9 protein-coding genes and 1 pseudogene are annotated in these 13,866 nt (G+C 67.2%); 6 read left to right on the forward strand and 4 right to left on the reverse strand.

Annotated elements, in window-relative coordinates:
- Positions 1–7 precede the first annotated feature (7 nt).
- Together LG3211_RS07595 and LG3211_RS07600 are read right to left on the reverse strand one after the other, a co-directional pair.
- Complete coding sequence (locus tag LG3211_RS07595; protein ID WP_057942303.1) at positions 8–2,029, reverse strand: DUF4034 domain-containing protein; 2,022 nt, start codon at positions 2,027–2,029, stop codon at positions 8–10.
- A gap of 32 nt (positions 2,030–2,061) precedes the next feature.
- Positions 2,062–3,933 (reverse strand): DUF1266 domain-containing protein, encoded by a 1,872-nt coding sequence (locus tag LG3211_RS07600; protein WP_057942304.1) that lies wholly within the window; start codon positions 3,931–3,933, stop codon positions 2,062–2,064.
- Positions 3,934–4,171: 238 nt separating this feature from the next.
- Here LG3211_RS07600 and creD point away from each other — a divergent pair.
- The 4 genes and pseudogenes from creD to LG3211_RS26300 all read left to right on the forward strand — a co-directional run.
- A pseudogene (gene creD, locus LG3211_RS07605) lies at positions 4,172–5,536 on the forward strand (cell envelope integrity protein CreD); the annotation flags it as partial.
- Between the two features lie 276 nt (positions 5,537–5,812).
- The gene (locus LG3211_RS07610; protein WP_057942305.1) at positions 5,813–6,421 is read left to right on the forward strand and encodes a GNAT family N-acetyltransferase; all 609 of its coding nucleotides are present in this window, start codon (positions 5,813–5,815) and stop codon (positions 6,419–6,421) included.
- Positions 6,418–7,305 (forward strand): carbon-nitrogen hydrolase family protein, encoded by an 888-nt coding sequence (locus LG3211_RS07615; RefSeq protein WP_057942306.1) that lies wholly within the window; start codon positions 6,418–6,420, stop codon positions 7,303–7,305. The genes LG3211_RS07610 and LG3211_RS07615 overlap by 4 nt, the downstream gene beginning before the upstream one ends.
- Before the next feature lie 100 nt (positions 7,306–7,405).
- Entirely contained in the window at positions 7,406–7,720 is a 315-nt protein-coding gene (locus LG3211_RS26300) for a hypothetical protein (RefSeq protein WP_187313149.1), read from the forward strand.
- 716 nt (positions 7,721–8,436) lie between these two features.
- Here the strand turns inward: LG3211_RS26300 and LG3211_RS07620 are convergent.
- Both LG3211_RS07620 and LG3211_RS07625 read right to left on the reverse strand, forming a co-directional pair.
- Positions 8,437–8,988, reverse strand: coding sequence for a phosphatase PAP2 family protein (locus LG3211_RS07620; RefSeq protein WP_057942307.1), 552 nt, complete (start codon positions 8,986–8,988; stop codon positions 8,437–8,439).
- Positions 8,985–10,175 (reverse strand): glycosyltransferase family 4 protein, encoded by a 1,191-nt coding sequence (locus tag LG3211_RS07625; protein WP_057942308.1) that lies wholly within the window; start codon positions 10,173–10,175, stop codon positions 8,985–8,987. The genes LG3211_RS07620 and LG3211_RS07625 overlap by 4 nt, the downstream gene beginning before the upstream one ends.
- 237 nt (positions 10,176–10,412) lie before the next feature.
- On the opposite strand from LG3211_RS07625, the gene LG3211_RS07630 reads away from it, so the two are divergent.
- Positions 10,413–11,930 carry an OpgD/OpgG family glucan biosynthesis protein gene (locus LG3211_RS07630; RefSeq protein WP_057942309.1) on the forward strand — a complete coding sequence of 506 codons (1,518 nt, stop codon included), beginning with the start codon at positions 10,413–10,415 and terminating at the stop codon, positions 11,928–11,930.
- Positions 11,927–13,846: a glucans biosynthesis glucosyltransferase MdoH gene (gene mdoH / locus LG3211_RS07635; protein WP_057942310.1), complete on the forward strand. Its 1,920-nt coding sequence runs from the start codon at positions 11,927–11,929 to the stop codon at positions 13,844–13,846. Before LG3211_RS07630 ends, mdoH begins: the two co-directional genes overlap by 4 nt.
- The last annotated feature ends 20 nt before the right edge of the window (positions 13,847–13,866 follow it).

Raw genomic sequence — 13,866 nt, forward strand, 5'->3', positions numbered from 1 at the left:
CGCAGGGCTACAACACCGTATCGTCCTGCCCGGGCAGTCCCTGGCGCTTGGCCTTGCGCTGCGCCATGCCGAATTTCAGCCGGCTCCAGAACGAATCGCCTTCGACGAACTCGCGCACGCGGGCCACGTACTCGTTGTCCGGATCGATATGCCGCGCGGCCTCGACCCAGCGCACCGCCTCGTCAAAGCGATACCCGGCCAGCGTCTTGTCGCCATACCACCACGCCAGCGAAATCATCGAGTTGATTCGGCCGGCCTCGGCGAACTTCAGCACCTGCGGCAGCGCGCGCCGGCGCGCGGACAGCGGCGGCCAGTCGCTGTGCAGCAGCGTGCCGTACAGGTCCTTGACGGTTTCCAGCTGCCCTTCGGTGAACTCGGTGTAGTCGTCCTGCAAGACTTCTTCCGTCCTGGCCAAGGCCCGGTCCAGATAGTCCTGGGCCTGCGATGCCGCGGCGTCCACCTGCGCGGCGGCGATTTCGCCGTCGCGGATCGGAATCAGCGACAGCGAGGCGACGTTGAACATCGCCACTTCGTGATTATTGTCGGCGGCGAGGCGGAAGTACTCGATCGCCCGCGAGCGATCGGCGGCGAAATGATTGCCGCAACAGAACTGCGCGGAGGCGTCGCCGAGTTCGGCGGCCTTGAGCCACATCGGCAGCAGCGCATCGGGCCCGAAAACTTCCTCCAGCGCGGCCATGGCGTTGAAGGGCGAGTCGCGCACGTTGCTGGGATCGGGCGTCATCTTCACCGCGCGTTCGAACCAGCCGTCGGCGACCTCCGGCCGCCGCGCGACGCCGGCCCATCCGTTCAGGCACAGCAGGCCGTAGAGCGCGGCGCCGTGCGGCGTGACCAGGCGGTTGAGCTCGGCGATCTGCCCCAGCCACGGGCCTTTGTCGCCGCTGCCGCACCAGGTCGTGGTCGCGCGCATGATTTCCCATTCCTGGTACTCGTTGTGCGGCGCGCTCAGGGCGTAGTGCGCGCAGGCCGCATCGATCCGGCCGGCTTTGGCTTCCAGATAGGCCAGGTACTTGTGCACGCGTCCGCGCAGGTTTTCGCGCAACGGACGCTCCAGCAGACGCTGGCCCAGGCGCAGGTGATGCTTGAGCACGCGCGGATCGTCGAGCATCGCGCTGTCATCGACTTCCAGCTCGTCGAACCAGGCGAAGAAACGCAGCGTGTTGCGGTCGTGCTCGTCGAAGTGCGCGCACAGGGGCGAGTCGGCGAAGGCGAGCATTTCCTCCCAGCTGCCGCCCCAGCGCGGCATGCGCATGGACACGTAGGCGACCGCCGCGTCCAGCGCCTGCGGGTCCATCGCCAGGGCGACGCGAAGCCAATACTGCAACGCGGCCGAATCGTCGTTGGACTGTGCGCGCCGCCAAGTCAGCGCCGGGCCGGTCAACACGTCGGCAAGGCGGTCGGGCAGGGCCTGGAGGTACTGCGCGCCGGCTTCGGCCGCGCCGGATCGCGCCAGGAGCTCGCCGATATCGTCGCTCGGCTTTCCGTGCGAGGGCAGCGATCGCGGCGCCTCGCCTTTGAGCAGCCAGCGTTTCCACCACTTCGGCTCGCCGATGGCGGCGACGGTGTAGAGGACGCTGGTGATGGCCGGCCACGCCGTTTGCTCTTGCGCCAGCATTCTGGCCAGCGCGCACAACAACGTGTCCTGCGCGGTGCGGGCGCAGGCCCACATCGCCGGAGTCACCTGATCGGCGGTCGAACTGCCGCGGTATTGCTCGAACCATGCGGCCCAATAGGCGACTTCCAGCAGAGCGGTGAAGCGGCTGTCGGGCCGCTGCGCCTGCCATTGGCGCAGTTGATCGAGCGCGGCGCGGCCGCTGCGCTGGGTGTAGGCGATGAATTCCCGGTAGCCGGTGGCGTAGTCGTGCTCGTCTTGTTCGTCGGGCTGGTCGCGCAGCGCGGTCAGCGCGCGCTCCAGATCGTCCCAGCGCTGATCGCGCATCCAGGTGTCGTAATCGATGGAGTCGCGTTCGACGACGGCTTCGTTGACGGTCAGTGCGGCGATTTCGGCCATGGGCGATTCCTGAGCAGATGAGTAGGCCGCCGTCATGCGGTGGCGTAGATGGGTTGCGCGGCGATGGCCTGGGTGAGGTCGAATGCCGACCAGGGCAGGCGCTTCCACGCGCAGTCGTATTCGTCCTGGAAATCCTGCAAGGCGACCTGGGTCGCCTTGGCGCGATGGGCTTCGCGGCCGTTCCAGTGCAGCCAGGTGGCGTGACCGCGGGCGGCGGCGGAACCGAAGTCGGACCAATCGCGGAAGCAGTCGCGCACGCGTTGCGCGTTGAGCAGCAACAGCGCCCAGCCGCGTGTTTCGTCCAGCAGATTCCAGGCCACCAGCAGGCGCAGCAGATGACTTTGCCGCATGGCGTGCCAGGCGAGCAGGTCGCGCGCGGCATCGGGTTGCGGGGCTTGCTTGGAAGGCGCTTCGTGCGTTTCCTGCTGCGGCGTCACCAGCATCGGATGGGCGAGGTAGGGCACGCGAAAGAACGTTTCGCAGAATGCCCGGATGGCGGCGTCCGCCCTGCCATCATGGATGTCGAGTTCGGATTCGATCTGCGCGCGCAAGCGGTCGCCGGTCCCCGGCGGCGCGGCCAGGCGCCCGCGCCGGCTGTCGCCGTCCACGCCGAGGCGATAGAACAGCAGCTCGGGAACGGCCAGCGCCCACTGGCGATGCGGTGCCGACTGATTCACCGCCGAAGCGCCGCCTCCCATCAAAAGCCGTCGCAACCATCCACCTTGAGGTGCGCTGGTTTCCTGCGCGAGCGGTGGAGCGAGCCACTGCGGAAAGACCTCCATCAATGTCGCCGACAACCGCTCGCGATCCGGCATCGAAGCCTCATCCGCGTTCATGGCATGCAAGGCCGCCACCACCGGCCCGTGCGGCGCCGCGACTTCGCCGACAACCGCGGCGCCGCCAGCCAGCGCCAGCCACTGCGCGAACGGGTCCGGCTGCGGGTGCTGGCCCAGCAGATGCGGGAACGCGCCGAGCAAGGCATGCCGCCGCGCCGCATCGCGCAGATCGGCGAACGCGACGTAGGCGACTTCAAAGCCCTCGTTCTGCGCGACGATGCCCAGGCGCGACAGGTCGAGGCTGCCGATGTCGCGCGGACGCACGCTGTTGAGCAGGCACAGCACGTCGCCTGCGTACTTGGCGTCGGGAATCGTGTTCTGCTTGCCCTTGACCTGGTCCAGGCTCCATTCGCCCAGGTCCTCGATCAAACTGACCGTCACATGCGGGCCATTGTTGGGATCGCGCAGACTGAACAACCGAATCCGGCCTTGCTCGCAGCCGAGCGCATAGTGCTCGCCATACCCGCCTTCGAGCCGGTCGCGCTGGGCGAACTGGCCCAGACAGTGCTGCATGTGGAACGATTCGTAGGCCAATTCCCCGCGCAGCGTGCGTCCGCTGGCGCGCAGTTCGACGAAGCGGCCGTGCGGCGTGGCGACCACTTCGGTCAAGGCGTGCGCTTGGCTGGGCCACCATCCACGCCGGCTGCGGCGCTGCATGCGTTCGTGGTCTTTGCTCCAGGCGGCCTCCGCGTCGGCGAAGGTGATGCGATGGAATTTCCCCGCCAGGCGCGAGCCCAGGCGGGCGTGAAAGAACTCGACCATGCGTGCTTCACGCTCGCGCAGCAGATGGTGCTCGGGGTCGATGTAGATCATCGGCGCGCCCGCGGCGGCCAGTTTGCTCAGGAACCACGCCGGCGGCGACGGCTCGCCGACGCAGGTGCGCCAGCCCTCGACGCTGCGCACCGGCAGGACGTGCTCGAAGCTGTTGATCGTCCAGCGGAAGAAGTGCGTCTGCAGCCAGCGCGCGATGTCGGCGTGGTCCTGGCGGCCGCGGCTGCGCCGGGCGATGGCGGCGCGGACCTTGTCGGCATTGATGACGTCGCGCGCGGCCGCGGGCGTGGCGTTCATGGGCAGTCCGTTCTATAGCGACAAGTGGGGCGAGTGGGGGATTTTCTGGATTCGTTCGTCGCCGGTCGCGATGCCGCGAGCCAGCTTCGACAACGCAACGAGAATACCGTTCAACGCGGCGCGCGTCAGTCCTCGCGCGCCGCTTCACCCTTGCTTCACCGATGCCGCACGCATGAGCCATCATCGCTCCGCACAGCGCCTTCAACCTGCCGTCCACATCGCGGACAGGAGCAAGGACATGCGTGTTTGGCTGAAAATGTTGATGGTGCTGGGGATGACCCTGGCGATATTGATCCCGTTGTTGATGATCGGCGGGATCATCAGCGACCGGCAGATGTACCGCGCACAGGCGGTCTCCACCGTCGCGCGCAGTTACGCCGGCGCGCAGGCCTTCTCCGGCCCGGCGCTGGTGGTGCCCTACGAGGACACCTGGATCTCGGAGGAAAAGGACGACAAGGGCAACATCAAGCGCGTCGCCCATCGCGAGCCGGGGCGCTGGACTTACTTCCCGAACAAACTCGCGGTGGAGGGCGATATCGCGCCCAAGGTGCGGCCGCTGGGGCTGTACAAGGTGCTGGTGTACGAATGGACCGGCAAGGCCAAGGCGGATTTCACCGCGAGCATCCCGGCCAATCCGGTCGCCGAACCCGGCATGACCGTGTCGGGCATCACCCGCAGCATCGGCAAGCCATGGCTGAGTTACGGCTTCGCCGACGTGCGCGGCCTGCGCGATCCCAAGCTGCGCCTGGACGGCATGGACGTGGCGATCGAAGACGGCCTGGGCGCGCGCGACGGCGGCGGCATCCATGCGCGCCTGGCCGCGCCGGCGCCGGGCACGACCTTGCGCTTGCAGACCGATCTGGACTTCGTCCTGGGCGGCACCGAATCGCTGGCGCTGGTGCCGCTGGGCAAGGACAGCCGCTTCTCGCTGCGTTCGAGCTGGCCGCATCCGAACTACGGCGGCAGCTTTCCGCCCAGCTCCGACAGCATCGGCGACAAGGGCTTTCGCGCCGACTGGCGCGTGTCCTCGGTCGCGACCAACGCCCAGCGCCAGTACCTGACCGGCGCGATCCTGCCGTCGGTGGCGGTGGTCGGCAACGACGCGGCGGACAGCACGGTGGGCGGCGAAATCAACGCGGTGCAGATCACCTTGAAGGACCCGGTCAACGTCTACTCGCAGGCCGACCGCGCGACCAAGTACGGCCTGCTGTTCGTGCTGCTGACCTTCGTCGGCTTCTTCATGTTCGAGCTGATCAAGCAACTGCGCATCCACCCGATCCAGTACGGACTGGTCGGCCTGGCGCTGGCGATCTTCTTCCTGCTGCTGGTGAGCCTGAGCGAGCACATCGACTTCGGCCTGTCGTATCTGATCGCGAGCGTGGCCTGCATCGGCCTGCTGGTGTTCTACCTGAGCGCGGTGCTCGGCGGCGTGGTGCGCGCGCTGGGCTTCGGCGCGATGCTGGTGACCTTGTACGGATCGCTGTACGGCCTGCTGATCTCGGAAGACAACGCGCTGGTGCTCGGCGCCGGCCTGCTGTTCCTGATCCTGGCGACGATCATGGTGGTGACCCGCAAGGTCGATTGGTACCAGCTCGGCGGCGCCGCGCCCAAGCGCGAGCCGGCCAACCCGCGCGCGATGCCGGCACGTCCGCTCGATCCGAGCGACGAAGCGGCGGTCTGAACCGGCGCGGCGACGACGGCGGGCGCTCGCCCGCCGCCGTCGTTTCCGAAGCCACGGCCGGCGCCTGGGGCCGGCCCGGATGGCGCGCCGCGAAGCGGCGAGGGAAGATGCCCGCGCCGCGACGGATCGACGGTTCCCGCATATGCGACAGCCGCCGCGCGGCACGGCGGCGGCCCGCGTCTTGTCTAAGATGGACCCATGAAGAAGCCCATGCCCGTGATCCGCAGTCTCGCCGGCGCCGAGATCACGCCCTACCTGGACGCGATCGCGGCCCTGCGCATCGCCGTGTTCCGCGACTGGCCGTACTTGTACGACGGCGACGCCGCCTACGAGGCCAAGTACCTGCGGACCTATCGCGATTCGTGGCGCAGCGTGGCGGTGCTGGCTTTCGACGGAACCCGGGTGGTCGGCGCCTCCACCGGCCTGCCGCTGGTGGATGAGGTCCCCGAGTTCCGCGCCGCGTTCGAGGGCCATCTGGTCGATGTCGACCACGTGTTCTACTGCGGCGAATCGGTGCTGCTGCCCGAATACCGCGGTCTCGGCGTCGGCCACCGTTTCTTCGACGCGCGCGAGGCGCATGCGCGCGCGCTGGGTGGATTGCGATGGACTACCTTCTGCGCGGTCGAGCGCGAACCCGAAGATCCGCGTCGCCCGGCGTTCCATCGCGGCAACGAAAGCTTCTGGAAAAAACGCGGTTACACCTATCGGCCCGAGCTGAAAGCGCAACTGCCGTGGAACGAAGTCGGCCGCGGCGAACGCGACCACACCCTGGGATTCTGGCTGCGGCCGCTGGAGCGTGCGCGATGAAAGTGGCGGTGGCCAAGTACACGATCGGCGCGCCGCGCAGCTTCGCCGAGTTCGCCGACAAGCAGACGCAATGGCTGAGCCAGGCGCGCGCCGGCGGCGCGGAGCTGGCGGTGTTGCCGGAGTATCTGTCGCTGGAACTGGGCGCGACCTTCGGCGCGGGGACGCAGGGCGATTTGCACGCGTCGCTGGTGGCGATACAGGCCTATCACGGCGCGTGGCTGGACCTGTTCGGACTGTTGGCGCGCGAGTTGCGGATGCATGTGGTCGCGGGCAGTTTTCTGTTCGATCCCGGGCACGGGCGTTATCGCAACCGCAGTTATGCGTTCGCGCCGGACGGCGGCCGGTTGTGGCAGGACAAGTTGCAACTGACCGGTTTCGAGAAGCAGGCCGGAGTGATCGAGGCCGGCGACACGCTCAAGACCTTCGCCCTGGGCGAGCAGCGGGCGGGCATCGCCATCTGCTACGACATCGAGTTTCCGCTGCCGGTGCGCGCGCAATGCGAAGCCGGCGCGCGCCTGCTGCTGGCGCCCAGTTGCACCGACACCGCGGCCGGCGCGACGCGGGTGCGGGTGGGGTGTCTGGCGCGGGCGTTGGAGAACCGTTGTTTCATCGCGCAATCGGTGACGGCGGGCGAGGCCTTGTGGAGTCCGGCCCTGGACACCAACACCGGCGAGGCGGCGATCTATGCGCCGATGGACGTGGGCTTGCCGGCCGATGGCGTGCTGGCGCAGACGCGCGGCGGGCAGCGGTGGGCATTCGCGGATCTGGATTTTGCGGCGTTGCAGGCCAGTCGGGCGCGGGCGCAGGTGGCTAACGATCGCGATTGGATGGGGCAGCTGCGGCCGGGGATGTTGAGGGCGCGGGTGGAGGGGTTTGAGGGGTGAGGTGAGTGGTGTCGGCGCGCTTGCCGGGCTGACTCTGACCTTGCTTTAGCTCCTGCTGCCGCTGTTGATTTTGCAGTTGCAGTTGCAGTTGCAGTAGCTGATGTTGTTGCAGTTGCAGTTGCAGTTGCAGTTGCAGTTGTTGGTGTTGGTGTTATTGCAGTTGCTTGTGCTTCCGCCTGTGTTTTTTTGCTGTTGCGGGGCGTCGCTTGTAACTCGCGAGACCGAAGGACACCCGAAGGGCGGCGCACATGGACGTGCGCCGGGTCCCACCTTGGGCAGGATGCCCAATGTGGGACCTGCCTGCGTCGGCATCGCACTCGTGGCTTTTGATTCGAAACAGCTAAAGCCCTTTCTTTGGTTACTTTTGACCGAAGGAAATCCCGTGGGACTTTGTGGCTTTGGACAAAGAAAGTGACCCGCCGCTCTATGGCGGAAGCGTTAAGCGTTTGATCTTTCTCTTTCTCTTGCTTGAGGCTTCTGTCTTTTTTCTCGTCATTCCCGCGAAAGCGGGAATCCAGTGCCTTTCGTGCGAGAACGCTTGAAGTCGCTGGATTCCCGCTTTCGCGGGAATGACGGTCTGGAAGGATGGCGCTGAAGTCTCTGGATTCCCGCGTTCGCGGGAATGACGAGCAAAAAGGCAGAAGCCTCAAGCAAGATCAAACGCCTAACGCTTCCGCCATAAAGCGGCGGGTCACTTTCTTTGTCCAAAGCGACAAAGTCCCACGGGATTTCCTTCGGTCAAAAGTAACCAAAGAAAACGCTTTAGGCTGTTTCGAGTCAAAAGCCACGAGTGCGTAGCTGTCGCGGGCAGGTGCCACATTGGGCATCCTGCCCAAGGTGGCACCCGGCGCACGTCCATGTGCGCCGCCCTCCGGGTGTCCCTGGTCTCGCGAGTTACTAGCCGCGCCCAGCAACGACAAAAGCGAAGGCGAAGCAAAGAAATCTTGGCAACGGCAACGGCAACGGCAACGGCAGCGGCAGCGGCAGAGCAAGAGCAGCGGCGCCAGCAAAGCTGGCAAACGCACACGCAAAAGCAAAAAGCAGCGGCAAGGTCGCCGCTGCTTTTGCAAGTTCAAGTGTTGCTTATCGCCGAAGCCAATCGAAACGCGGCGACTACCCAACCAACAACTCTCAGCCGAACAACGACACGCCCGGCACCAGCCACAACGAAAACCCGGCCAACGTAGAACCGATCACCGTAGCCGCCACGACATCGCTGGGGTAATGCAACCCAAGCACCACCCGCGACGCCGCCACGCTGGCCGTGAACGGAATCAGCAGCCAAGCCAGCACCGGGTAATGCGCCATCGCCACCAGACTGAAAGCGACCGCGTGCAAGGTGTGCCCCGAGGGAAAACTGAACTCGTCCAGCGGCGCGACCCAGGCGTGGATGCGTTGATCGGACGCGAACGGACGCGGGCGCCGCGTCCAGCGCTTGAGCAGCTTGTACAGCGCCAACGCGATCACCCCGGTCGCCGCCAAGTGTGCGGACGCGCGCAAGCCGTCGTAACCGTCCACCAGGATCAACGCCGCCATCAGCGCATACCAGAACACGCCGTCGCCCAGGCGGCTGACCGCGGCGAAGTAAGCGCGCGAGCTGCTGCGTTCGCCGAGACGATTGGCGCGCAGGCACCAACCCGATTCGCCGGCGATCAGACGTTTGCGCAAAGGCAACCGGTTCATAAGACCTCCTGCTTGGGTTTGGTTTCGTCGTTCAATCGTCGCAACGTGCCGCGGCCAGTCGCATTGCGCTCGGCCAGGCCGTGGAGCAGGGCATCGAAATCGGCCGCGACCTGTTGCGGGCGCAGGCCGCTGATCGCTTCGCGGCCCGCGCGGGACATTCCCGCGCGCAAGGCGTCCTGGCTGCCGATGCGCGCCGCCGCGCGGATGAAGCCGGCGTCGTCGCCGTCGGCGATCGCCGCGCCGTGCAGGCCGTCGCGCAGGTGCTCGTGCGCGGCGCCGTAGTCGAAGGCCACCGTCGGCACGCCGCTGGCCATCGCTTCCAGGGTCACGTTGCCGAAGGTTTCGCTGTGGCTGGGAAACAGGAATATGTCGCCGCTGGCGAAATGCTCGGCCAGCACTTGCCCGCGCTTGAGTCCGCAGAAAATGAAATCGGGGTTGTCGCGCTGCAGTTTTTCCCGCGCCGGGCCGTCGCCCACCCAGACGAAGCGCGCCTGCGGGCGCTGCTGCTGCAAGGCGCGGAACGCGCGCACGGCCAGGTCGAGATTTTTCTCCGGCGCGATCCGGCCGACGTAGATCGCGGCGAAGCCGTCGTCGTCCAGGCCCCATTCGCGGCGCAGCGCGGCGCTGCGGCGGCGCGGGTCGAACAGTTCGGTATCGACCGCGCGCGGCAGCCGCACCACGTCTTCGAAGCCGCGCGCGCGCAGGAACTCGGCCAGCTCGCGGGTCGGCACCAGGGTCGCGTCGGCGCCGTTGTGGAAGCGGCGCATCCACGCCAGCGCGGTGCCGACCAGGAACGGCGCGCCGTAGTCGCGCATGTATTCGTCGAAGCGGGTGTGGAAGCCGGTCGCGGCGGGAATGCCCAGGCGCCGTGCCGCCTTCAACGCCGAACCGCCCAGCGGGCCTTCGGTGGCGACGTAGATGGCGTCGGGGGTGTCGCGCTTCCAGGCCTGGATCAGGCGGCCGGCGCAGGGCAGGCCGAAGCGCAGGCCGGGGTAGCGCGGCAACGGCAGGCCGCGCACCAGCAACTCGTGAGCCTCGCCGTCGCCGCCGCCATCGGCGTCCTGGCGCGGACGGACCAGATCGACCTGATGACCACGGGCGCGCAGACCCCGCTCCAGACCTTGCACGGTCAGGGCGACGCCGTTGATTTCCGGCGGATAGGTCTCGGTGACGATCGCGTAGCGCATTGCGCGGCTCCGGGTTTGAGCAATCCTGGGCGCGGGCCATGTCCCGGCGGTTGCGGCGGGATGACGCGTGGATGACCGCGGCCCCGGGTAACCGTTTTCATTCGATCCGGTCACGCAATCGCGGCGAAAACGGCCTGATCTTTGCTGAGTCAATAGCGCGCCGGGCGGTGCATATTCCGGAGTGTTAACAAGCCGATCCCTACAATCGCCGGGTTTATCCAATCCGAAGGTGCGCGCTTGCAGCGACGCGAAATACTCAAGGCGGGGCTCAGCCTGCCGTTGGCTGGTCTGGCCGGCGGCGGCCTGGCAACGGTCTGGGCGGCGACCGGACCGGGACAGGCGTTCGCCGCCGACACCGTGCCGGCGCTGGCGCGCGCGCTGGCGGCCAAGCCCTACAAGGCGGCCGGGTCGGATCTGCCCGAGGCGCTGGCGCGGATCAAGTACGACACCTGGCGCGACATCCGCTTCGACCCGGCGCAAGCGCTGTGGAAGTCCGAGCGGCTGCCGTTCCAGTTGCAGTTCTTCCATCGCGCGTTCTTGTTCAAGCAGCGCGTGGACATGCACGTGGTGCGCGGCGGCGTCGCCACGCCGGTGGTGTATACGCCGAAGATGTTCAGCTTCGGTCAGGCGCCCAGGCCGGCGCAGGACGATCTGGGCTTTGCCGGTTTCCGCGTGCATGCGCCGATCAATCGCGCAGATTATTTCGACGAGGTCTGCGCGTTCCTGGGCGCGAGCTATTTCCGCGCGGTCGCCAAGAACCTGCTGTACGGCCTGTCCGCGCGCGCGTTGGCGCTGAACACCGGCGCCGGCAACAGCGAAGAATTTCCGGCCTTCACCGGGTTCTGGATCGAACAGCCGGCGTCGAGCGCGAAGCGGATCGTCGTGCACGCGTTGCTGGACAGCCCGAGCGTGGCCGGTGCGCTGCGCTTCGCGATAACGCCCGGCGTCGAGACCGTGTTCGATACGCAACTGCGCCTGTATCCGCGCGTGGCGTTGTCGAGCGTGGGCATCGCGCCGTTGACCAGCATGTATCACTTCGATGCGACCGATCGCGTCGGCATCGACGATTTCCGCCCCGCCGTGCACGATTCCGATGGCCTGGCGATGCACAACGGCGCCGGCGAACAGATCTGGCGGCCGCTGCACAATCCGCCCAGCCTGCAGGAAAGCGCGTTCCAGGACCGCCGGCCGCGCGCGTTCGGACTGATGCAGCGCAAGCGCGCCTTCGCCGATTACGCCGACAGCGAAGCGCATTACGAGCGCCGTCCGAGCGCCTGGGTGGAACCGGTCGGCGATTGGGGCGAGGGCGCGGTGCACCTGATCGAGATCCCGACCAAGGACGAATATCAGGACAACATCGTCGCCTTCTGGCGCCCGCGCGCGCCGCTCGCGGCCGGGCGCGAGCATCGCTACGACTACCGTCTGCACTGGTGCGCCAGGCATGCCTGGACGCCGTCGCTGGCGACGGTCGCGCGCACCCGCATCGGTGCCGGCGGCAACGGCGCGCGGCTGGTGGTGATCGACCTGGAAGGCGGCGGCCTGTCCGAACTGGCCGCCGACGCCGCGCCGCGCGCGGTGGTGTGGTCATCGGCGGGGCGAATCGCCAACGCCGTCGCGCATGCCAATCCCGGCACCGGCGGATGGCGCGTATCGTTCGAACTGCAACCCGGGGATGCGCGCACGATCGAATTGCGCGCGGTGCTGGAAGACGGCGGTCCCCTTTCCGAAACCTGGCTTTATCGTTGGACTGCATGAACGCAACTGTCGCTCCCCCGCAACGACCGACCTCCGTGCCGTACGAGGCGCTGCCCCCGGAATCGCCGATGGCGATGCCGGTGCAATCGCTGCGCGTGGGCGAGCGTCCGAAAGGTCGCCTGCCCAGCGCGCCCAACGCCATGGCCTGGCGCCGCCTGTACGTGATCGGCGGCGCCGCGGCGCTGACCCTGACCGCGGCGTACCACATCCTGCGCGTGCTCTATGTCGGCGGCCTGAGCCTGCTCGAAGCGGTGCTGCTGATGTTGTTCGTGCCGTTGTTCGCCTGGATCGCGCTGGCGTTCTCCAGTTCGCTGGCCGGCTTCATCCTGATCCTGACCCGGCGGCGCTGGCGCTTCGGCCTCAAGCAGGGCGGCGAGCTGCCAGTGCTGGGCCAGCGCACCGCGCTGCTGATGCCGACCTACAACGAAGACCCGGAACGGTTGATGGCCGGCTTGCAGGCGATCTACGAGTCCGTCGTCGCCACCGGCCAGCTCGAGCGTTTCGATTTCTTCATCCTCAGCGACACCACCAAGGAACCGGTGCGCCAGGCCGAAATCCGCGCGTTCAACGCCTTGCGCGAACGCACCGGCGGCCACGACCGCATCTTCTACCGGCGCCGCAAGAACAACGCCGAGCGCAAGGCCGGCAATATCTCCGAATGGGTGCGCCGCTTCGGTTCGGCCTATCCGCACATGCTGATCCTGGACGCCGACAGCCTGATGACCGGCGAGGTCATCGTGAAGCTGTCCGGCGCGATGGAGCGCAACGCCGATGTCGGCCTGATTCAAACCTTGCCGATGATCGTCAACGGCCAGACCTTGTTCGCGCGCATGCAGCAGTTCGCCGGGCGCGTGTACGGCCCGGTGATCGCCTACGGCATCGCCTGGTGGCACGGCGCGGAGAGCAACTACTGGGGCCATAACGCGATCATCCGCACCCAGGCCTTCGCCGATCACGCCGGCCTGCCGGAACTGCGCGGCTACAAGCCTTTCGGCGGCACCGTGCTGAGCCACGATTTCGTCGAGGCCGCGTTCATGCGCCGCGGCGGCTGGGCCTTGCACATGGTGCCGGGACTGGTCGGCAGCTTCGAGGAAGGCCCGCCGTCGCTGACCGACATGCTGGTGCGCGACCGCCGCTGGTGCCAGGGCAATCTGCAGCACGGCGCGGTGGTTTCGGCCAAGGGCCTGCACTGGGTCAGCCGCATGCACATGGCCATGGGTATCGGCCATTACTTCACCGCGCCGATGTGGGCGATGCTGATGCTGGTCGGCCTGATCATTCCGCTGGACCGGGTCGATTACTTCAAGTGGCAGAGCATCCGCCTGCCGGGTTTCTCGCCCAGCGCCTACTGGCGCGACCAGGACCCCGACCGCGTGTTGTGGGTGTTCGTGGCGACCATGGCGGTGCTGCTGGCGCCGAAGTTCATGGCCTTCCTGGCGATGCTGACCGACCGCGAGACCCGTCGCGGCTGCGGCGGCGCGATTCGCGCCTTCATCAGCATGATCTTCGAAACCCTGCTGGCGGCGCTGATGGCGCCGATCACCATGTACGTGCAATCGCGCGGCGTGGCCGAAGTGCTGGCCGGCAAGGACTCGGGCTGGGAATCGCAGCGCCGCGACGACGGCAGCCTGCCGCTGTCGGGCCTGATCCGCAGCTACGGCGGCCTGACCCTGTTCGGCCTGATGATCGGCGCGATGGCCTACGTGATCTCGCCGCCGCTGGCGGCGTGGATGTCGCCGGTGATCATCGGCCTGGTCATCTCGATCCCGGTGGTCGCCTTCACCTCGGCCAAGGCCCCGGGCCAATGGCTGCGCAAGATCGGCATCTTCCGCATCCCGGAAGAAATCACCCCGCCGCCGGTGCTGGTGCGGGCGAAGCAGTTGCGGATCGAGGCGGCGCAGCGGTCTTCGAACTGAGTCACGGATCCGGCTCCGCG

The organism is Lysobacter gummosus (assembly GCF_001442805.1).
Taxonomy (GTDB): domain Bacteria; phylum Pseudomonadota; class Gammaproteobacteria; order Xanthomonadales; family Xanthomonadaceae; genus Lysobacter; species Lysobacter gummosus.